Source organism: Mycoplasma sp. 480 (genome assembly GCF_051353065.1).
GTDB lineage: Bacteria > Bacillota_I > Bacilli_A > Mycoplasmatales > Metamycoplasmataceae > Mesomycoplasma_A.
In genome coordinates, this window is sequence record NZ_CP195722.1 from 266368 (window position 1) to 289081 (window position 22714).

At 24.2% G+C, this 22714-nt stretch carries 17 protein-coding genes and 2 tRNA genes; 6 read left to right on the forward strand and 13 right to left on the reverse strand.

Annotation, left to right across the window (positions count from 1 at the left end; genetic code table 4):
* Positions 1-19 precede the first annotated feature (19 nt).
* A complete protein-coding gene (locus ACR34G_RS01230; protein ID WP_436358968.1) occupies positions 20-2314 on the forward strand; it encodes a hypothetical protein in 2295 nt (764 codons plus the stop codon).
* Positions 2315-2439: 125 nt separating this feature from the next.
* Here the strand turns inward: ACR34G_RS01230 and ACR34G_RS01235 are convergent, their stop codons facing one another.
* The 4 genes from ACR34G_RS01235 to ACR34G_RS01250 are packed head-to-tail and all read right to left on the reverse strand — an operon-like array spanning position 2440 to position 7950.
* Positions 2440-3522: a class I SAM-dependent RNA methyltransferase gene (locus tag ACR34G_RS01235; RefSeq protein ID WP_436358969.1), complete on the reverse strand. Its 1083-nt coding sequence runs from the start codon at positions 3520-3522 to the stop codon at positions 2440-2442.
* The gene (locus tag ACR34G_RS01240) at positions 3512-6670 is read right to left on the reverse strand and encodes an AAA domain-containing protein (RefSeq protein WP_436358970.1); all 3159 of its coding nucleotides are present in this window, start codon (positions 6668-6670) and stop codon (positions 3512-3514) included. Before ACR34G_RS01240 ends, ACR34G_RS01235 begins: the two co-directional genes overlap by 11 nt.
* Positions 6671-6680: 10 nt before the next feature.
* Positions 6681-7043 (reverse strand): hypothetical protein, encoded by a 363-nt coding sequence (locus ACR34G_RS01245; protein ID WP_436358971.1) that lies wholly within the window; start codon positions 7041-7043, stop codon positions 6681-6683.
* A complete protein-coding gene (locus ACR34G_RS01250) occupies positions 7027-7950 on the reverse strand; it encodes a nucleotidyltransferase (RefSeq protein ID WP_436358973.1) in 924 nt (307 codons plus the stop codon). The genes ACR34G_RS01245 and ACR34G_RS01250 overlap by 17 nt, the downstream gene beginning before the upstream one ends.
* 158 nt (positions 7951-8108) lie before the next feature.
* On the opposite strand from ACR34G_RS01250, the gene ACR34G_RS01255 reads away from it, so the two are divergent.
* Positions 8109-9614, forward strand: coding sequence for a hypothetical protein (locus tag ACR34G_RS01255; protein WP_436358975.1), 1506 nt, complete (start codon positions 8109-8111; stop codon positions 9612-9614).
* 223 nt (positions 9615-9837) lie between these two features.
* On the opposite strand, the gene ACR34G_RS01260 is transcribed toward ACR34G_RS01255, so the two are convergent.
* Positions 9838-10905 (reverse strand): YitT family protein, encoded by a 1068-nt coding sequence (locus ACR34G_RS01260; protein ID WP_436358976.1) that lies wholly within the window; start codon positions 10903-10905, stop codon positions 9838-9840.
* Positions 10906-11090: 185 nt separating this feature from the next.
* Between ACR34G_RS01260 and ACR34G_RS01265 the strand changes: the two genes are divergently transcribed.
* Together ACR34G_RS01265 and ACR34G_RS01270 are read left to right on the forward strand one after the other, a co-directional pair.
* Positions 11091-11750 (forward strand): deoxynucleoside kinase, encoded by a 660-nt coding sequence (locus ACR34G_RS01265; protein ID WP_436358978.1) that lies wholly within the window; start codon positions 11091-11093, stop codon positions 11748-11750.
* Complete coding sequence (locus tag ACR34G_RS01270) at positions 11750-13300, forward strand: MATE family efflux transporter (protein ID WP_436358980.1); 1551 nt, start codon at positions 11750-11752, stop codon at positions 13298-13300. The genes ACR34G_RS01265 and ACR34G_RS01270 overlap by 1 nt, the downstream gene beginning before the upstream one ends.
* 188 nt (positions 13301-13488) lie before the next feature.
* Here ACR34G_RS01270 and pfkA read toward each other — a convergent pair whose 3' ends face one another.
* A complete protein-coding gene (gene pfkA / locus ACR34G_RS01275; RefSeq protein ID WP_436358982.1) occupies positions 13489-14469 on the reverse strand; it encodes a 6-phosphofructokinase in 981 nt (326 codons plus the stop codon).
* A 240-nt stretch (positions 14470-14709) separates the two neighbouring features.
* On the opposite strand from pfkA, the gene ACR34G_RS01280 reads away from it, so the two are divergent.
* Positions 14710-15024, forward strand: a complete 315-nt coding sequence (locus ACR34G_RS01280) for a thioredoxin family protein (RefSeq protein ID WP_436358983.1) — start codon at positions 14710-14712, stop codon at positions 15022-15024.
* Between the two features lie 86 nt (positions 15025-15110).
* Here ACR34G_RS01280 and ACR34G_RS01285 read toward each other — a convergent pair whose 3' ends face one another.
* Positions 15111-16115 carry a transposase gene (locus ACR34G_RS01285; protein WP_436358984.1) on the reverse strand — a complete coding sequence of 335 codons (1005 nt, stop codon included), beginning with the start codon at positions 16113-16115 and terminating at the stop codon, positions 15111-15113.
* Positions 16116-16230: 115 nt separating this feature from the next.
* Here ACR34G_RS01285 and ACR34G_RS01290 point away from each other — a divergent pair.
* Positions 16231-16305, forward strand: a tRNA-Trp gene (locus ACR34G_RS01290).
* Positions 16306-16310: 5 nt separating this feature from the next.
* Here the strand turns inward: ACR34G_RS01290 and ACR34G_RS01295 are convergent.
* The 6 genes from ACR34G_RS01295 to ACR34G_RS01320 form a co-directional block, all read right to left on the reverse strand.
* The gene (locus ACR34G_RS01295; protein ID WP_436358986.1) at positions 16311-18434 is read right to left on the reverse strand and encodes an ATP-dependent Clp protease ATP-binding subunit; all 2124 of its coding nucleotides are present in this window, start codon (positions 18432-18434) and stop codon (positions 16311-16313) included.
* A gap of 115 nt (positions 18435-18549) precedes the next feature.
* Positions 18550-19212, reverse strand: coding sequence for a hypothetical protein (locus ACR34G_RS01300; RefSeq protein ID WP_436358987.1), 663 nt, complete (start codon positions 19210-19212; stop codon positions 18550-18552).
* Positions 19213-19324: 112 nt separating this feature from the next.
* Positions 19325-19924, reverse strand: coding sequence for a hypothetical protein (locus ACR34G_RS01305; protein ID WP_436358989.1), 600 nt, complete (start codon positions 19922-19924; stop codon positions 19325-19327).
* A gap of 119 nt (positions 19925-20043) precedes the next feature.
* A complete protein-coding gene (locus ACR34G_RS01310) occupies positions 20044-20175 on the reverse strand; it encodes a S26 family signal peptidase (RefSeq protein WP_436358991.1) in 132 nt (43 codons plus the stop codon).
* Positions 20176-20222: 47 nt separating this feature from the next.
* Complete coding sequence (locus tag ACR34G_RS01315; RefSeq protein WP_436358992.1) at positions 20223-22364, reverse strand: ATP-binding cassette domain-containing protein; 2142 nt, start codon at positions 22362-22364, stop codon at positions 20223-20225.
* Positions 22365-22639: 275 nt separating this feature from the next.
* Positions 22640-22714: transfer RNA gene (locus ACR34G_RS01320), tRNA-Gln, on the reverse strand.

Consider the following 22714-nt stretch of genomic DNA (forward strand, 5'->3'; position numbering starts at 1 on the left):
AATAAAAAGAGAGATAATTATGGCAAAACCAAATGCAAAAATTCTAATAAGTGTACTAGCATTAACAGCTCTTTCAACATCAATAGGAACAACTGCAACTGTTTTTTGAAATAGTAGAAATAATAATCAAAGTGATTATACAAAAGCAAAAGTTGAAGATAATTTAGAAGCAGATAAACTACTTGATGAAAATAAGAAATCCAATTTTAAACAAAAAATTGATGCAGCAACTACAATTGAAGAAATCAATGCAATTAAAGATGAGATTGCAAATGATTTAACAACTCAATTAAACGAGCAAAAAAATAAAGCAAATGCTTTAAAAGATAAACTTTCAAATCAAGAAATTAAAGATAAATTCACTGCTGAAATTAATGATGCTACTACAAGTGCTCAGTTAGAAGCAATTAAAGATAGAATTACTAAAGCATTAAAAGCAGAAGCACAAGCTGCAGTTAATTCATTAGAAAAAGAAGCACAAAAACCTTTTTTAAATCAAAAATTAGAAAGTACTAATTCTCCTGAAGAAATCTTTAAAATTAAAGAATTTGCACAAGTATTACTTGAAGCACATTTATTAATTGATAAACTTGAATCTTCTGATGAAAGAATAAAATTTGCTAATGAACTTAATTCTATAAATGATGAAGATAAAGCAAAAGTTGAAGAAATAATCCAAAAAATTAAAAATGCAATTGAAGATCAACTTGCTAAAGAACTAGCGGCAGCAAAACAAGCAGCAGAAACTGAAATTTCTAAACTAACTGATGAATCTAAAAAACAAGAGTTAAGAACAGAATTAGAAGTAGCAACAACTACTGATGCTGCTAATGTAATTAAAGACAAAGCAGTAAGAGAAAAAGAAAAAGAACAATACACTACTGAAGTAGATAGAAAGAAAGTTGATGCTCGTACTGAAATATCTAAATTAACTAAACAAGAAAATAAAGATCCTTTAAATACTGAATTAGATTCTGCTAATACAGTTGAATTAGTTCAAGCAGTAATAGATAAAGCTATTGCAAAACAACAAGAAGAATTAAATGAAGAGAAAAGAAAGAATCATCTTCAAGCAGATAAAATTCAAGACAACGATATTAAAACAAATCTTAAATCAAAAGTTGATTCAACAACAACTTTTCAAGATTTAAACAAAGTAAAACAAGAAATTGAAAAGCAACTAGCAAAAGAATTAGCAAATGCTAAAAAAGAAGCAGAAGCAGAAATTCCTAAGTTAACTAATGAAACAAAAAAAGAAGAGTTAACAAATGAGTTAATATCTGCAAATACTATTGATGAAGTTAAAGTTATTAAATCCAAAGCAATAAATGAACAGGAAAAAGAACAGGCTCGTATAATTGCAAAAAATGAAATTAATAAGTTAGCAGAAGGAGAAGAAAAAACTAATTTATTAAATATTGTTAATAATTATAATTCAACTTTGAAAGAGATTACTGAAGCTAAAGAAACTGCACAAAATTCACTTGCAACTTCATTAAATGAAGCGAGAATATCTATTATTAAACTAGTAGGACATAGTGAGTATGATTTTTTGAACCAACAAATTGAAACTAATAAAGAAAATCAAGCAGAGTTGAAAAAAATCATAAATGAATCAAATGTCAAATTTAACGAAAAAGTACAGGAAGTTAGAGAAGTTATTGATAGTATAGAAGGTAGTGAAGTAGAAGAGAATTCTGAGTTCAAAGCTAAAAAAGAAGAGTTAATTAATAAACTTTCTTTAGCACCTAATGTAACTAAATTAGAAGAAATTAAAAATGAAGCAACAGAAACTAGAGAGAAACAAAAAGATAGATTAATAAAATCTTATAAACCTAAACTTTTACATTTAATTTATAAGAATTTAAGAGAAGGAAGTGAAGCTAAAAATCAATTTTCTAACACTGTAAATTCAGCAACTACTTTTGATGAACTAAAAACAATATCAGATAAAGTAAATAAAATTATTGAAGATCTTATACAAAAAGCAAGAGAAACAATTCTTATACTAGAAGGAGATGACTATGAAATAGCAAAAGCCAATGAAATTCTCGATAGTAAAGACACAAGAGGTGCAAATTTTCAAGAGTATGTAGAAGATCACATAATAAAACATGCTATTTCTTATGTTGAAAGCAAAAGAAGTGATGCTATATATGAAGTAGAACATGTAATTTTCAAAAGAAGACAATACTATTTAGAAGCTTTAAGAAGCAAGGAAACAAATACTATTGCAAAAATAAATGCACTTAAAGAACAAGCATTAGAAGAAGCACGATTAGAAAACGAAAAACAACAAAATAACCCAAGTTAAAAATTTGAGAATATAAATATTACTTTTTAATCCTATAAATCATTAATTAAAGAATGGATTTATGTTGAAATTCATAAACAAAAAACTCCACTTAAAATAAGATGGAGTTTTTGTTATAACATATTTTATTTTTTGGTTAAAACTATTAAATTTTCAATGTGAAAAGTTTTACAAAACATATTAAAAATTTCAATATATTCAATTTTATAGTTTTCTTTTAGAAGAGAAATGTCATATGCTTGTGTTGAAATGTTACAAGATAAATAAATGATTTTATCAGGTAATAACCTTTGTAATTCATTTATTACTTCTTTCTTTAAACCAGTACGATCAGGATCTACTATTATAGTTTTTCCTTCTAAAGAGTTTAAATTTTTTAAATATTTATAAACATCTTGATTGAAAGGAATAATATTATTTATTTTATTTAAGTCGATATTGTATAACATATCTTTATATGAATTTTTGTTTATTTCAACCGCTTCAATAGTTTTAACTTTGTCACTTATAAAACAAGCAATTGAACCAATTCCTGAATATAAATCTATCACTTTAGCATCTTGATCTATAAAATTTTTAATTCTGGAATAAGCTTCAAGAGCAACTTCTTTATTTACTTGGTAAAAAGAACCAATAGAAACCTTAAAACGAAGGTTTTGAAAATTATCAAATGTAAAGATATTGTCTTTTTTATGTCCTTCAATTTGTGTTTCAAGTTTTCTTATAATAATTTTCCCTTTTTGTTTACTAAATGGTTTTATATCTGTTAATAAGAAATCGTCTAAATAGAAAATTTCATTTGAATTTTTCTTTTTTAATCCACCATCAAATAAAGTGATTTTATTTCGATATCTTAACTCTTTTGTTCCTTGAAAATAATTAATTTTATATTGATTTAAATCTATTTTTGCAATTTGTTTAAATACAGAAATTAAATTATAAATTTTGTATTCTTTTTCTGCTTCTTTATTCATATGCATTAATTCATATCCACCTATAAAATCTGCATTTTTAGGGATTTCAAGATTTCTATTTTTATCTGCTATTATTATTTTTGTAACCTTACCTATATAATAATTTTTTTCTTCTTTTATAAAGGTAAATTCCACAGTTTCATTTAAAATTGTAAAAGGTAAATATACAGGTTTTTGATTTCATAAACCAACACCTTCACCTTTTTGATTATAAAAAAATATTTTAGTTATCATCTCTAGAAATCATTTCTTTTATATTGTTAATAATTGTTTCTTTATTAATTAATCAATCTATTTTTTTTATTTCGATTATTTTGTAATTTTTAGCTTTTAAAAAATTATTTTTATCTTTATTGATTATATAGTTTTCATATGAATTATAGCTACTATAATCATCGATCGTAAATGCTACTAATATTTTATTTTTTTCATTAGTAATTGCTAAATCAATATTTTGACTACCAATAGAAAAATCTTTTTTTACATATAATTTTTGAGTTTCAAAAAAGGAATCAGATTCAAAAGTATCATAAATTTCTTCTTTTAATTTATTATGGATTTGGACTTTATTATTATTATTACTTTCATCTTCATCTTTAAGTTCTAAGTTTAAATAGTTGGTTCTTTGTTCATTTGTTAATTCTAAAAATAATAATCACTTTTTAAATAAAGCAATATCTTCATTTTGATTAGTATTTTCAATTTCTTCTGCTTTTAGAGATTTAATTACAATTATTTTATCTTTTGCTCTTGAAACAGCAACATTTAAAGCGTTTTTTCCACCTGAACGGGAAACATAAGTAGTATGTAATGCGGTAGTTTTATCATAAACAACAGAAATTATTAATAAATCGGCTTCATCCCCTTGAATGTTTTCTATGTTTTTCAATAAAACTTTTTCACTAATTAGAGCTTCTTCTAATTCTGGATGATTGTTTAAAATTTGATTTTCAATATATTCTCTTTGGGAACTATTAAAGGTTAAAAGAATAATTTTCTTATACTTGTTTAGGTTTTCTTTTGTTTGTTCAATTGCAATTTCTGCTTCTTTTTTATTGATTTTATTTTCTCATACACCATCTGTTTGAATAACTTCAATGGAGTTATGATTTTTTGTATTAAATTTATCTATTACATCAAGTTCTGAATTATAGAAATGTTTTGATGAAAAAGTCATTAATGAAGCATAATTGGAACGATAATTTTTATCTAGTAAAATACTATAAACACCTTTAAAAACTGCATAATTTAAGATGGATTCAATGTTTCCTAATTCAGCATCTTCTACATTGCTTCGTGTTGAAAATCAACTTGTAGGTTGCATTTGTTTGTCATCACCAGCAAAAATTTTGATTTTTGCTAAATATAGTATTGGAAATGCTTTTTCAATAAAGATTTGTGATGATTCATCAAGGATAACATAGTCAAATTCATTTTTATCTCACTTACTTAGTTCTGTATCTACTGAAGAAATAATAATAGGATATAATTCTTTAATAATTTGGTGGTGTTCAAGAACAAATTTATAAGGATCTCTATGTTTTGTTCTAACTGCAAGAACAAATTTTGAATAAAGTTTTTTCATCTCCTTATTTTGATTAATTTTTTCTAGTTTTTTAAATAATCTATAAAAGGTAAAGTTTACAAGTTGTTCTTCATTGGAAATATCTTGTTTTGAGCTTTCAAAAACAAATTCATAGAAACTATTAATGTCACTCAATTCTTGTGGAGTTAAAGAACTTAATTTATCGGTTATTTCTTTTAAATTCCCATTAAAATTATGAATTTCTTTTTTAATAATTTCAATATCTTGTTTATCTTCATCAGTTAATTTTTTAAAAATTTTTTGAAAGAAATTGTTTTTCTTTCCTGATTTTGCATCTAAAATAGCTCACTTTAATTTTTTAATATTTTCTTTAAAATCATCTGTATTAATACTAATATTTTTACTAATTTTATATAAAGATTCAATTGTATTTGGAGATAAAGATGCCACATTTTTCTTTATAAAAGAATAATTTTCAATTTTTTGTTCAAGATTTTCATTATTAGCAAATTTATTAAATAAATCTATATATTCTTTTTCATCATCATAAATAATTTTCAATGATTCAATATTGGATTTATTTTCAAAATTTTCTAATATATTAATTAATTTTTCTATAGGTTCATAGAATGTTGCTTTATTCATAGAATTATCATTTAAAATAAATAAGCAAAAAATTGATAACTTATTCATTCTATCTTTTAAAACATCTAAAGCAGCTTTTTTCTGAGAAACAACAAGACCTTTTTTATCAAAAATAATAATATTAGCAATAATATTAGAAATAGTTTGTGATTTTCCAGTACCTGGAGGACCTCAAATTATGGTATTTTGAGAAAGAGCTGATACTGTTGCTTTATCTTGAGAATAATTAGTTTTATTTATTTTTACAAAGTTAAAAACTTTATTAAAGATTATTTTATTAACTTTGTTTTTGTAATTATTTTTATTAAAGTCAACATCTAAAATTTCATCTAATTCATCATTTTCAATAATTTTTTCCATTATTTTTCTTTGGTGACTTCCGAATGAATTAAAAATTCCTAAAACCATACCAGGGTGAAAATGTAAATTATTATCAATTAAATCCACATTAACTTTGGAAATATTATTTTTAAAAGTTTTAATATTGAAATTTGATCAATTAGTTTTTATAACTTTTTCCAATTCTTCAATAGATAATCTAGAAACATCAATATCCACTCCTAGTAAATAATTTCCTTTTTCTAAAACTCAAATTAATTTTTCATTAATTTTAATTTCTCCATCAGAAAATAAAAAAGCTTGTGAATTAGAAATATCAATATTAACTTCTTTAAAAAATAAAGGAGCAAATATTTTTCTTTTTTCAATTTCAACAGAAACAAAAAGCATTCCTATCTGCATTGGTCAAATATTTCTTTCACTATTTAAACTTCTTGCTTTGGTTAAAAATTTCTTTCATTTATAACTATTTTTCTGTATTTTTTCTTTTAATTCGGATTGCAGTGCTTTATTTTCTTTATCAAAATCTTTTTCTAATTTAACTTTTGTTTCTGCACTTAAAATATCATTATTTTTTATAAAAATAGATTCAACTTCTTCAACAGAAGAAGCGTCTTTTATTTCATTTACTATTTTTTTTAAGTTGTTTTCAGTTAAGGCAACTCTAAAATTTGCTTGTGTATAGATTTTTTCAAATTGTTTTTGATCAAACAACTTGAATACATCCATAAAATCATGATCATTTATGTTAACAAAAAGCGATGTATCAAATCTATCTACATCAAATAAGTTGTCTAAAATTCTTTTATAATTTTCTTTATTTTTCTTTATTACATCAAAGTTGATATTCATATTTTTCCTTTTACTTCATTATATTTTCAATTTCTGTTTTTAGGTATTCAGCAACGTTTCCTACTATTAAATTAACATAAGTACTAGAAACTAAAACACCCGAAATTCCTTTTAATTTTTGTATTTCTTCAGCTTTAACTAATTTAGTGTTATTTAAATAAATTTTAATTTTTTTATGACTATTTTCTATTTTATTAATGTTTTCTTTTTTACCAAGAAGTTCAATTAATAAAGCAACATTTATGCTTGTTTTATAACTTTTTGATAATTGATTTTCTGTTTTGTTTTTGGATTTATTTTTTCAATAAATCCAAATAAAACCCAAAGTTATTATTGTTAAAAAAACAATTAAAATTTTATCTTTTGTTCTCATTTTCATCTCCTTTTTTATGTTTTTCAAGTAGAATATAAAGCATTACCCTTTTGATTCTGCTACTTGTATATCTTCTGGAATTACATTTATTTACAAATTCATCATAAGTTTTTTCTTCTATATGCTTTTTAAATAAATTTTCCATTCCTTCACTAATCATTGGATTTAATTTCAAAATTTCTGCAGGGGTATTTCTTACAATATCTTGAAATTTAGAATAATAATTTTCTATCCTATCAGGAATTTTATCAAATTTCATAGGTGTATATTTAGAAATATCTTGTTTTTCAAAAATCATTTTCCTTATCAAACTTGCTGAAGCAAATTCGTTAAAAGTGGTTTCTGAGTGAAAATCAACTGTTCTTTGCATACAAAAGGCTTGAATTGGATAATTATTGAAGACAATTGATTTAACATACTCTAATCCTAAAATATCGTTAGGTAATCTTATTTCTTCACCAGTTAAAGTTTGTAAGGCTTTTGCACTTGAATTTGGAAAGGAAAACCCTTCTTTTAAGTATTTTTTAACTAGTTTATTATAAATTTCTTCATTATAATAAATAGTTTCAGCAATTTTGTATAAATTATCAACATTATTTGATTCACTTCCAAAAATAAGTTTATCAATTTTTAAATCATTAATGATTTTTAAAGCACCATTTGCAAAAATATGGGCTGCTTGAGTTGCATATTCAAAGGGTAATTCGACAACAAAATCAGCACCATATTTAAGTGCTTGTTCTTTTCTTTTTTCAAAAGAAGCTACTGCCATTTCCCCTCTTTGCACATATTTTCCAGAAAGTATGATGTATATTTTGTCACTCGGGAAATTTTTCTTAACATATTCTAGTTGATATTTGTGTCCGTTGTGAAATGGATTATATTCTGCTATTATTGCTATTGCCATAAAATAATTTTATTAAAATCTGTAAAAAAAAGAATAAAATAATTTAAAAATATTAAAACAGAAATAAAATGTCACCCCCCATTCCCAATATAAAATGTCACTTTTTGTTTATGTGGTTAAATTGATATAATAAAAATAAAAAAAGGAATGCAACCATTATGACAAAATGAGAAATTAAAAGACAAGAAATTTTAAAGGCAATTTCTTCAAGCAAAAAACTTACAAATAAACAAATAGCTTTGAAATTTAAAATGTCTGAAAGACAGATTATAAGAATAAAACAACAAATGGGAAAAAATGAAAATATTGAATCTATTTTTCAACACAAAAATAAAGGACATAATCGTAATCAAAAATTTAAAAATGAAATATTTGTTGATTTTATTTTTAAATATCAAAAAGTTCAAGAAGAAATAATAAATAAAAAATCTGTAAGCTTAGGAATACCAATTAAAACTTTTATTGAACTTTTTAAATACAATAAAAAGGATTATCCTTGTTATGAAACTATAAGAAGCAAACTGATTGAAAATGGTTTTGTAACTATGTATTCACACAGAAAAACTAAAAGAAAAATAGATAAGAAAATACATTCCATCAAAAAAGGCAGTGAAAAAATCACAATTCCTGCTAGTGTTTTTAAATTTATAAATAAACAATTAAAAGATGAAAAAAGCAACAGAAAATTGTTGCTTAAAGAATCTTTAAAATTTGGTGAAATTGTTGAAATTGATGCTTGTTATGAGTATTTTTTACCTGATGATGATCAAAAAATTTTTGTTTATAATGCTATAGATGCAAGTACTGGTCGTCTTTTAGCTACTCATTTTGATAGACAAGAAACAAACCAAGGTTATATGAAACTCTTGGAAAGGGTTTTTGCTAAATATGGAAAACCACAACAAATTTTTTCTGACAAAAGAAAAACCTTTTATGGAACCCAAGATTCCGAAACAAATTTAACCAAAGAAATGGAAAAAAGGGGCATAAAAGTAATTTCTAGTAGTGTTCCTACTCATAAACCAAATGTGGAAAGATCCTTTAGAAACATTCAACAATATTTTCCAGTGCTCTTTTTAGAATATGATCTTAAAACAATAGATGATTTAAATATCAATTCTGATTTAATTATAAATTCTTATAATAAAAAATACAAAAAAATAATTAATAAAGAAAATGTTTTTGCTCCTGCAAAGCCAGAAGAAATCAAAATTTATCTTCCTATAAACAGAAAATTTATTGCTAAATGTTTTAGACATAATTATAAATTTTATACTTTAGCAGATATAACTGAAGAAAGAACAATCGATTTAAATAATGATCAATTTATTTTATGCTTAGATAGCAACCTTGATTTAAAAATTCAAATCAATGGAGCGATATGAAATGTAGTTGAATTAGATAAAGAATTTAGTGATAAATTAAAAGAGCAATATGAAATTACCTATTATGAAAATAATTTTGTTTTAAAAGCAATCAAAACTACAAAAATAAATGGTCAAAGTTTTTACAGAATGCTTGATGATAAAGTATTTAGAAATCAAAATAATTTAAGTCCTAAAAATATTAAATTAATTAAAGAATATATAGAAACGCAAAAAGAATTTATAAAAAAATTAGATGATTTAATCCCCTCCAACATTTTCTCTAATAATAAATTTTAACCTTACTGGCCTTTGGTTCTTCGGTCTGAGAAAGAACGCTCCCCTTAATTGCAATTAAGGGGCGGGGGGTTAAAAAACATCCCTAAAATTTATATATTAATTTTAATTAAATAATTAAATTGATACAATTGATAATTTGTGATATCATTAAATTAACACATATTTATAAAAAGTGACATTTTATATCTGTAATTACAAAAAAAAGAATAAAATAATTTAAAAATTATTCTATTCTTGAGGTGTCAAATAAACCACTTGTTTCTAAAACAGGTTTGATAGAGATTCAAATGCTTGGATCAACATTTTTTAATTCATTTACAATGTATTTTACTTCTAAATATAATGCAATAGTTTTGATTTTATATGTTGGTTTTCCTGTATATCCAGAAATCCCTTCTCATAAATTATAGGAATGTCAATATTTCATAACTTTTAAATGAGCAAGAATTTTTTCAGGCTCAGAAGTGTGAAAAGTTAATTCCACTTTTTTGTATTTTGGATAAATTAAGTTTACTATCATTGATGTTAGGAATATATACATAATAGTGGAAACAACTTGAATTCCTAAAATTTTATGTATTTTTCCTTCTCCAATATTAAAATAACCAAGTGTTCCAAAAAGTACTAATGAAACAAAAGCTATACTAATAGAAATAGAAAATAATATTTTTCCAATTGGTTTTCTTTTTTTAGTTGAATAGTAATAAGAAATAAAATCTGTCCCTCCACTTGAACCACCAAATTTTCAAGCAAGACCAATTGAAACTCCTATTAGTACAGAACCTAAAAAGGTATAATATAGAATAGGTCATAAATCTGTGTTTAATTCTAGTGCTTTTACTACATCTCAATTATCAGATTCAACAGTTATATGGTTACTTAAAAAGTCATGAACTACTGTTATATTAAAAAATAAATTTCATAAGTTTTGAAAAATCATTCAAATTATCGTTAAATACATAAAACTTCTTTTTAAATGTTTTCAAAATAAAATGATTAGCGGTAAGTTTAGTGCTAAGTAAAGTAAAGAAAAATAATGTTTTGTTTCACTAAAAATATATGTAATAAGAGTTGGGATAGCTGTTAATCCAGAAGGAATTGTTTTAGCTTTTGCAAGTACAATTACTATTGAAAAAGTAAAAAGAAAAGAAGAAACCAACATCATAAAGATTGAAAAAGGTTTCTTTTTACAAACATCAATAAAATTCTTAGGATTATTATCACCAGTGTTAATTAATTCATTTTCAAGTTTTTTAATTTTTTTAATAAAAGTATTATCGTTTTTTTTCATATTATTCCTATGTGCTATTTACGTTAATATTTTATATTTTTTTCAAAAAAAATAAAAAAAATTTTCAAAAAATAAAAAAAAGATTTCTATAAAATGTTTTTTTGAAATTATTGCTTTTTTTATTTTGTTTTTTTAAAAAAATGTTTATTATTAAATTACACACAAAAAAACAAGGAGTAAATAAAATGGTTATAGGTATTAGCGGAATGATTAGTAGTGGAAAAAGTACACTAACATCATCTTTAGTAAAAAAATTTCCAAATTCAGAAATGTTATTAGAATTTAATGAAAACGACGAAGTTTTCAACACATTTTTAAAGTGATTATATGAACAAAGAGAAAATTTGACAATTGGTTTTCAAACATACATTATTGAAAACCATTCATCAATTTTTGCAGATAGACTAAATAAATTTAAAGAAAGAAATCTAAAAAACAAAGAAAAAGGATTTTTTTTCTTAGATAGATTTTCAATTGAACATCACATCTTTGCTCAAATAAATTTAGCAAAAAAAGAACCTAAATATATGAGAGCATATGAACTAGCTTTTAGAGAATTGATTACACCAGAAGAATTTCCTGATCTTGCAATTTTTTTAGATATTTCTTTTGAAACATTTAAAGAAAGATTTTTCAAGAGAGAAAGAGCTGTAGAAACAGACAATTGAGAAAAAAATAAAGAATATTTTGAAGTTTTACACAGAAATTACAAACCTTATTTTGAAAAATTATGTAAAGAATTTAACTTAAATTATGTTGTAGTAGACACCAACGGTTTAAATGAAGAGCAAGTGGAAGAAAAAGTTATTGAAATTATTAAAAATTACTCGAAAAATAGAAAATAATGATAACGACGAGAAATAAATTTTTATCCTTCATTTTATCGTTTTTCCCTTCTACAAAAGAACGTTGAAAATTATATTCAAAAATCGCAATACCTGTAGTATTGTCCGGTTTTTTAGTATCTTTAAATGGTTTTATTGATAATTTTATGGTTACAGGAATTTCAGGTGGTGTTTCAGCATTAAATTTTGCAAACGCATTCACCGGAATTATTGGTGGAATTTTAATAAGTTACAATGCAATTGGAATGCCTTTATTTGGTCAATTTTGGGGCGCCAAAAAATCAAAAGAAACAAAAGAAGTTTTGAGAACAAGATATTTAATTTCTTTTGCTTTTGGACTTATATTTTCAATTATGATTTTAATATCTCCAGAATTTTTTATAAAGACGATTGCAAAAGATAATAATATAGTCAATGGAGAGCATAGTCAAACTTATTTAGATATTGTAAAACAAGCAACAGATTATATAAAAATAATTGTTATATCTTGAATTTTAATGTCTATTTCTTTTACTACTATTTCTTTATTAAGAGAAACAGGTAATGGTGGAATTTCATTATATATATCATTAACTAGTTTATTAACAAATATAATTTTAAATTTAACATTAATACCAAAATTTGGAGTTGTTGGTTCTGCATGAGCAACTGTTTGTTCAGGTATTGTGAGTTTAGCTGTAAGTTTAGTTTTTATGGGACTCAAAAGTAAAAAAACACTTGTAAATCCTTTAAAAATATTTAAGATTAGCAAAAAAATATGAATATTATTTTTAAAAAGAATACCAAGTTTTCTTTTATCTTCATCTAGCTTTGTTTTTATTTCCATAAGAACTTTTTTATGAGCAGCAGGTTATAAAGTTGGTTCATTGGGTTATGGAGAATATAAGGAGTACTGAGGACTTGGTGCTGCAGCTATTTTAGGAATAACAACATCATTAACCAATATCTTTACATCGACTTTTGGGATTATAGGTGCTAATGTCACGTTGTTTGTTGGAAAAAAATTAGGAAACAATGAAATTGAAGAAGCAAAGAAAAATGCTAAAGAATTAAAGGGATTTCATTTTGTAATTGCATTAGGTTTATCATGTATATTTGCGATTTTAATTATATTTATTCCTTTTATGAAGTTCTTTTCTTCTGGTGTTGAGACTGGTTTAGAAGAGCAATTAAAACAAATAGGGGTATCACAAAATATAATTGATAAACAAAAAGAGTTAGCTTCAGCATATTATTTAAAAGAAATACAACTAACATCAATTTCAATTGCTATATTTAATCCTATATGAATAATTTTTAGTTCTAGTGTTAGAACTATGGAAGCGGGAGGAAAAAATAATTTAACTTCTATATTACAATTTGGTTCAGGAATTGGTCAAATATTGTGATTAACTTTAATAGTTTTTGTTTTTATACCGAATTTTAATTTAAGTTTAAATTATCAATTTGCCTTTTATTACTTTATTTTATTCACTTCGGACTTAGTAAAATTATTTATTTATGAGTTGTTTTATTTTAAAACTAACTGAGCAAGAAACATTACACATTAGAGAAAGAAATCAGTATTAAATTACTGATTTTTTTAAAATAAAAATTTGAGTTTAAACTCAAATTCTTTATTATTTTGTTTGTGCAGCTTTTGCTGCTGCTTTTTTAGATTCTTTTCTAATTTTTTCTACTCTTTTAGCTTTTCTTTCAGCCATTTCTTTTCTTCTAATTCTTCTCATTTTTTCTCCTATTATGATTGATTTAATTTATTGAATTTTATTGTTTTTTCTTTATTACTTTTTCTTGGTGCTTGTAAAGCTTCTAATATAGGTGTAGCAACAATGTCACCTTTATTAACACCTATTGCAACTCCAGATTCACCTTTTTTAAGTAAGTCAACAGCTTTCATTCCCATTAAAGTAGCTAAGATTCTTTCTTGTGCTGAAGGATTTCCACCTCTTTGCACATGTTCTAAAGCCATTGCTCTAGAAGAAATTCCTGTTTTTTCTTGAACAAAACTTGCAATTTCTTTTAGATTAGGATAAATAAATTCGCTAACTATAGCTATCACACTTCTTTTTTTCATTGTTTTAATTTGGTGTTCAACAACTTTAGCAATTTCTTCTTTAGTCATTGTTAATTCGTTTGTAATAATAATTTCAGCACCAGTTGCTAGACCAGAATATAAAGCTAAATCTCCAGCACCGTGTCCCATTACTTCTAACATTAAAAATCTGTTGTGTGAATTTGAAGTATCTCTTAATTTATCTACAGCTTCAACTATTGTGTTTAAAGCAGTATCATATCCGATTGTGAAATCACTTGATGTAATATCGTTATCAATTGTGCCTGGTAATCCAATGGTTTTAATTCCAAGTTCGTGTAGTAATTGAGCTCCCATATAAGAACCATCACCACCAACAACAACAAGTGCATCTATTCCTAATTCTTCTAAATTTTGTTTAGCAATTTTTCTTGTTTCTTCTTGTTTAAATTCAGGGAATCTTGCTGAAAAAATAAATGTTCCACCTTTTGAAACATAGTCATCAACATTAAATTTTGAAGCAGGAACTATATTTTTTTCATATAATCCTTTATAACCTTCAAAAACTAAAAAAGGTTCTATTTCATTTGCTAGTGCATGTTTAACAACTGCACGAACAGCATTATTCATCCCAGGTGCATCACCACCAGAAGTTAATATTGCAATTTTTTTAATTTCTTTTTTCATTTGTGTCCTTAATAAATAACTATTAAATTATAAATTTTTTTTAAGAAAAATCAAAAAATATTTTAATATTTTTACTTATTTTTTTCCATTTTTAGTTTAAAAATAGTTTTTAATTGTTATTTTGAATTAAAAAAGTTAATTTTTTCGCATTTTTTTCATTTAAAACAACTTTTTTGTATTTTTTTCTTAATTTTCCTTTACAATTTATTTGAAAATATTTAAATTAATAAGGAGACAAAAATGTTTGTAAAAGATGTTACAAAAGAAACATTAGCACAAAGTATTGAAAATGGAAAAGGAGTGCAACTATTAAATTTCCATGCTACTTGATGTGGTCCATGTAAAATGTTGGCACCTGTTTTAAAAGAAGTTGCAGAAAAAATGAACATTGAAGTTTATAAAGTAGATGTAGATCAAGATAGAAACTTCGCAAGAGAAATGGGAGTTTCAGGAACTCCAACAACTTTTATTTATAAAGATGGAAAATTAGTTTCTCACATTGTTGGTTATGGTGCATATGAACAATTTTCAGAAGCACTAAAACAAATTATTTAAATTTAAAAAACTTAGTTTAAAAACTAAGTAAAGTGGGACAATTTATTGGGACACATTTTACCAGTGATATCACTGGTAAAATTTTTTTACTTTGAAATTCAAGAATTTCAAATTTCATTTGGGGTTTTTCAATTTAAAATTGATTGTGGTCTTTCTTCATTATATCAATTTATATAATTATTAATCATTTCTTTTAAATTATTAAAAGTTAAATTTTTAATTTTAATGTGTGATAAACATTCGCTCTTTATATTAGAAAAGAAATATTCAATTTCTCTATTATCTAATGAATTACCAACTCTTGACATTGAAATTATTCCATTATTTTTTTCAATAATTTCTACAAATTTATTAGAAGAATAAACGCTTCCATAATCAGTATGCATAATTCATTTTTCATTAAAACTTAAATCTTTATTATGTTCTATAACCAAATTTAAATCATTATTTCTTGATAAATTTCAAGAAACAATCTTTTTAGTTTTGTGATGAATTGTTGCTGAAAAATATACATGATTAGAATCAAATACATCTTTAGGAGAGATTATATAAGAAACATCTGTTGCAAAAATATTGTTGTTTTTTCCTTGAAAATCTCTATTAATTATGTTTTCAAATTTTACTGAAGTATTTTTATCTTCTCTTCTTTTGGATTTTTTTCTAACTATGCAAAATAAATTTAATTTATTCATAATTCTACCTATTTTCCTGTAATTTATCTTTATTTTATGTTTTTTTTTCGATAAAAACTTCAAGTCTTTTTCTTCCATACAAACAGTTATTTTCAGTAAAACCTTCATAAATCAATTTTTCTTCTTGATTCAATTCTTTTGCTTCAACATTTTTATTCTTGTTTCTGTAAAAAGTTGATTTAGAAATTTTCATAGTGAAGAGAAATTTTCTAAAATTTCTTGCTTCTTTTTTTCTTTTTTTTGCTCTTCTTCATGTTCTTTTACAACACGATTAAAAATCTCATCAAAAACTTCTTTAGGTAAAACATCTTGATAAATTTTTATGGATTTAATTAAAATTTCTCTTGGGATACTATCCCAAATTTTTTTCTCTTCTTCTGGTTTTAATTGTTTTGACATTTTTCTCCTTAAATAAAAACATAAATTTGGTGTCCCAAATTTATGTCCCTGTTTAAAGTTATTTTATTTTTTATTTTCAAAAAAAGGGAAATATGCTACAATATATTTTGTTAGTAGAGGTGTAGTTCAATGGTAGAACAACGGGCTTCAACCCCGTGTGTTATGGGTTCGAGTCCTGTCACCTCTGCCATTTTTTTATTCCTTTTTTCAAGTAATAGAGTTTTTAGTAACACTTAAAATATTTATATTTTCTTTTGAAATATCTTTATTAATAATACTATTTGCAATTAATGTTTCTATATTTCTTTTAATAAATAATTTAATAGGGCGAGCACCAAAGTTTAACACATCTGTATTATTAACAATGTAATTTAATAATTCATTTTCACAAACAATAGAAAATCCTGTATTTTCTCTAATTCTAGTTAATAATTTATCTAATTCAAGTTTAGCAATATTTTTAAGAACATCTTTTGATAAAGGATTAAATTTAATAATTTCATCAATTCTATTTAAGAATTCTGGCTTAAAATGCTCAAGTAATTTTTCTTTAATTGTTTCCATTGAAATTTTAGGATTATCTAGAATTTCAAGAGCTGCAATATTGCTTGTCATAATAATGATAGTATTTTTAAAATTAACCTTTCTTCCTTTAGAGTCTGTTAAAGTTCCATGGTCCAAAATTTGTAATAATATATTAATAACATCAGGATGTGCTTTTTCTATTTCATCAAATAAAATTATAGAATAAGGATTTTGTCTAATTTTTTCAGTTAGTTGTCCTCCTGTTTCATAACCAATATAACCTGGAGGAGAACCAATTAATTTAGATACAGAGTGTTTTTCCATATATTCAGACATATCTAATCTAATCATTTGTTTTTCTGAGTTAAATAAAAGAAGGGCTAAAGCTCTTGCAAGTTCTGTTTTTCCAACTCCAGTTGAACCTACGAAAATAAAGGAACCTATTGGTTTATCTGGATCATTTATATTTGCTTTTGATCTTAAAATAGCTGCATTAACTAATTCAATTGCTTCGTCTTGTCCTTTGATTATATTTTTTAAATCAGTTTTTAAATTTAATACTTTAACTTTATCTTCTTCAATTAATTTAGCAACAGGAATTTTAGTTCATTTTGAAACAATTTTTGCAACATCTTCAGCTGTTACTTCGTCTTTTATAAAGGAATTAGTGCTATTTTCTATTTTTGTTTCTATTTCTTTAATTTGATTTTCCACTGCTGGAATTTTATTATAGATAATTTCAGATGCTTCTTTAAATTTCCCTTCATTTTGAAAAATTTTAAAATTATTTTTTAAATCATCAAGATAATTTTTTAATTCAGCAATTTTAGAAGTTTGGTTTTTTTCTTCATTAAAGATTTTTTCTTTTGATTTTATTTCTAATTCTAAATCTTTTATTTTTTCGTCTAATTCCTGTATTTTTTCTTTGTTTTCGTCATTTTTTGAACCTTTTAAAGAAATTTTTTCCATATTCAATTTTGCAAATTCTTGTTTTAATTTTTCAATTATTTCAGGTTGATAATTAGTTTCTACTTTTAAAGTAGCACTAGCTTCATCTACTAAGTCAATTGCTTTATCTGGTAGAAATCTATCACTAATATATCTTGAAGAAAGATTTGCAGCAGCTACTAATGCCTCATCGGAAATTTTAATTTGATGGAAATTTTCCATTCTATTTTTAATTCCTCTTAAAATTGTTATAGTGCTTTCAATTGAAGGTTCACTTACATCTATTTTTTGCATTCTTCTTTCAAGTGCTGCATCCTTTTCGATATAAATTTTATATTCTTCAAGAGTGGTTGCACCAATTAATTTTATTCCACCTCTTGCCATAATTGGTTTAATAATGTTAGCAGCATCCATAGCGTTATTACCATTTCTTCCTGTTCCAATTAAAAGATGAATTTCATCTATAAAAACAATAATTTCACCGTTAGAATCTTCAATTTCTTTAATTAGTTTTTTTAATCTATCTTCAAATTGACCTTGGTAAGAAGCACCAGCAATTATAGAAGCTAAATCTATTTCTCATACTTCCTTATTTTTTAAACTTTCAGGTACATTACCTTCAACAATTTGTCTTGCCAAACCTTCAACAATAGCTGTTTTCCCTACTCCTGGTTCTCCAACAAGAACGGGATTATTTTTTGTTTTTCTTGAAAGAATTGTTATTATTCTTCTGATTTCTTCATCTCTTCCAATTACTGGATCTAATTTATTTTTTAGTGCCAAATCAGTTAAGTTTTTCCCAAATTCTTTTAAAGGGCTTTTGTTTTCTTTGTATTCAAAATTCATATTATCACTCCTTTTTATTTTTTTCTAAACAAATTATAGCACATTTTTTGGCAGTCTAATAAAAAGAGTGCCAAATTTTTTGAAATAAAAAAATGAAGTTATTAATAACTTCAAATTAATGTCTTTTCTTTCTAGAAATTTCTTTAATTGATTTTATAAGTTCTTTTGCAATAATTTTACCAATTTCTTTTCCTGCGGACTTAGCAGCAGTTTTTGCTAGTGTTTTAGCAAAAGATCTAACTTCTTTGGAACGAATGAATTTATATCATTTTAATTTTAATTCTTTAGTTTTATCTGAAGTTACATTAACAAATTCATTTGCTTTTCTTTGTGCTTCTGCTTCATTATCCCCTTGTGATTTATAGAAAAAGACAAGAACTTTTTTATAAATTTCTTTTTGTTTTGAAAGTTCATTAGCTTTTATATCTTTTACTTTAGAATAATCAAAATCATTTTCATTTCCTTCAAATTCGCTATCAGAAGGTTGTTCTTCTGTTTCTTCGTTTGAACTTGTTGTTTTTGAAGGATTTGCAGGAGCAGGGTTTTCTGGATTGTTATTTACAGGGGTTGTTTGAATGTTTGAACCTGGTTCACTTGGATTTTCATTTGAAGGGGTTGTAGGAGTTGTAGGGGTTGTAGGAACAGGTTGTTCTGGGGTTGCAGGTTGTTTGGTTTCTGAATTATTATCACTTTTAGCTTGTTGGCAAGAAACAATAAATAAAGCAGAAACTGGTAAAACAGTTAGTGTACTTAATGTTAAAATTTTTGCTTTTTTCATATATTTTCCTTTTTTAAGTTTATGATAATACCATTTTACAAAAAAAAAAAAAAAGCAAGTTTTTGGCAAAAAAAGAAAAATCCCTTTAGAATTTTCCTTATTTTTAATATTTTTAGTGTTTCTTTCTTTTTATAACTTCTTTAAGTGAATAGAAAATCTCTTTTGCTAAAAGTTTTCCAATTTGTCTAATGGAACGTTGTTTAATTGCTGTTTTAACAAAATTTCTAACTTGTTGAGAACGAATGAATTTGTATCATAAAACTTTTAATTCTTTTGGATTTGTACTTTTATTTATAAATTCAGTTGCCTTTTTATTTGCTTCTTCTTCTGAATTTCCTTGTCATTTATAAAAAGGAACGAGAATTTTTTTAAAAATTGCTTTCTTTTTAGATACTTCGTTTTCTTTGTATGCTTTTACTTTAGAGTAATCAGAATCATTTTCATTATTGTCAAAATGTTCATCACTAATTTGATTTTCATAATCTTTGTCATCTTCATCATCTTTAGGATTAGAATCAGAAGGAGTAGTTGATTTTGGTGTTACAGGATTTGGATCAGTATTTACAGGTGCTGGTGAAGCAGGAGCAGGATTAGTTGGTTGGTTAGTTTGATTTCCTGATTCAGTTTTAGTTTGTTGGCAAGAAACAATAAATAGAGCAGAAACTGGTAAAACAGTTAGTGTACTTAAAGATAAAAATTTAATTTTTTTCATATTTTCCTTTTCTTTTTATTTTTATTAGTTTCATTTTACAAAAAAAAAAAAAAAAGCAAGTTTTTGATAAAAAAATAAGAAAACAGGCATTTTTATCCTGCTTTCTTAAACTTTTAATTTTATGAAATAACTTTAGCAATAATTTGAGAATACAAAACATAACCAAAATTTTTGCTATCTATGGATGAAAGAACATTTTTACCTAAAACAAAATATTGATTTTCTTTTAGGTGAATTTCTAAATTATGCATTTGTATTTTGTTTTTATTATCAAAATAGTTTCTTTTTAGAAAATATTTTATCTTAAAAGATTAATTGCCCTTTTTTTGTATGTTAAAAATGAGATTAATAAATAAAATAAATAATAACCAACACTTATTATTAATCAAACAAGTAAACTAATACTTAAAAAATATGAATAGTTTATCTCTAAAAGTTTAAATCCAGGACTTATATTTATAACAAGATAAAATGAAGCAAAAAATGAAGGAATTAAAAATATTAAAACCGATAAACTTAAAATAAGATAAGAAAAGGAATGGTATAAAAATATATTTAAAACTTTTGTTTTTAAAAGTTTTAGAATTCCAATTACTCTATTTTTAGAATCTGTTAAAAATTTAGAAAAAAGAATAATTGTAATAAAACTAATTGCAGAAACAACAATAACTAAAAGTAATAATAAGTAGGCAATGAAATTATTACCAACTGCTAATTGTTTATAAACTTGGGAATTATTTGTTGTTAATTTTAAATAAGGATTAATTTCTTTTAATTCTTCTTTTAAAAGATTAGTATCGTAGTTGGGTTTTGTAAAAATTGTAAAAGTTGGTTGATATTCTGATGCAAAATATTTAAAGTTACTATCTGTTGTTTTGAGTTCAGGATTAGTGCTTTCAAAAAAACCAACAACTTTAACTAAAAAATCATTATATCCTGTATTTAATTCTAAAAACGAATTAAGTTGCACGTCATATTTTTCTTTAATTTCTTTACTTAAATTAATTTCTTCATATGATTTAGCTTTTTGACCTTCAATTATTTGGTCAGTATCATTTATAACAGAATAGGACTTGATATTTATTTCATTTTCATTAGCAACATTATATTTAGTTATTTGATTAGTTTTTCTTAGTGAAAAACCTTTAAAAAAATAATTTTCATTTGTTTTAATAAAGGAAGAAAGGGTTTTTGAAGAAAAGAAATTTAAGTTTTTGTTTTCAAAATTTAAAGAATTATTAATTGCACTAATAGTTAATTCCTTTTGTAAATTGCCAAAATTTACGTTAACCTTATCATTGATTTTTAAATTATATTTTTTTGCAATTTCTTCTGAAATTATAAATTCATTTTCATTTTCTGGAAAATTTCCTTCTATATTTAAATACTTCAACCTATCTTTAAAAAAGTTGTCATTTTCAATAGTTTGAAATTTTAATATTTCTTTTTCGTTGTTAATTACAAGTTTTACTACATAATTATCATATGTATCTAAACTATAATTAATTGATTCTAGTTGCTTTATTTTTTCTTTTTCTCCAGGATTAAGTTCATAAGATTGATTAATTTGTTTTGTTATAAACGCTTTATCAAAATCTGAAAATCTTGTATTTTCATTTTTAAGAGCTAAATTATTGCTTGAAAATAGCATAAAAATAGGGACTATTAAAATCGCTATTAACATAATAATAAAAGAAATAAAGAAAGAGTATTTCTTTTTAGTTATGTCAATTAAACTTAAATAAGGAGCAGGTAATAATTTATAGAATTTATTTCTTTTTTTACTTATTTTGTGATTAAAAATTTCTTCTTTTGGAGTAGGTGTTTTCTCTTCATTCTTTTTAAATTCCTTTGCATTTAAGTCATAATAGCTATCAGCATATTTTTTAACTAGATCAATATCGTGAGAAACAACAATAACAAGTTTATTTTGTGATATTTTATTAAATATATCAAAAATTTTATGGGAATTTTCTTCATCTAAGTTGCTTGTTGGTTCATCTGCAAGCAAAATATCAAAATCTCTTACTAGAGACCGAAGAATAGTTACTCTTTGTCTTTCTCCTTCAGATAATAGTTTAACCTTTTTCTTTAAAAGTGTTTCATCTAACTCTAAATCTTTTGCTAGCTCAATAATTTCTTTTTCATCAATAGTTTCAGAATTAACATTTAAAGAAATTTTTATATTTTGAAAAGCGTTTAAATCTTCAATTAAGTTAAAATCTTGAAAAACAAATTCAATTTTTGGGTTTTCTTTCTCAAAGGTAATAGTTCCAAAATCAGGATTGATTAAGTTACTAATTATGTTTAAAAAAGTACTTTTACCACTTCCTGATTTACCTAAAATACAGAAAATTTGTTTATTTTCTATATTTAGTTCCTTTATATCTAAAACTCTTTTGTTTTTAAAAGACTTTTTTAAATTTGAAATTTTAATCATTTTCTCCTCCTAATAAAAATAATAAAATAAAAGATCTTTTTTCAAGACCTTTTTCTATTTATAAATATTATTATAAGGTTTAAAAAAATCTTGATTTATAGACAAAAATAGTGTTAAAAATTTTAACAATAATTTTTTTATTTTTAATAATGTATTTAAAATTGTTATTCATTATTTTTATCTCTTTCTTTTATTTTATTAGTTTAATTGTAGCATATTTTTAAATTTGATTAAAAAAAGAAGCAAAGTATTTTGCTTCTTAGGTCATTTTTGATTGGCTGCCCCAGTTAGATTCGAACTAACGCATCGCGGCACCAAAAACCGCTGCCTTACCGCTTGGCCATGGGGCA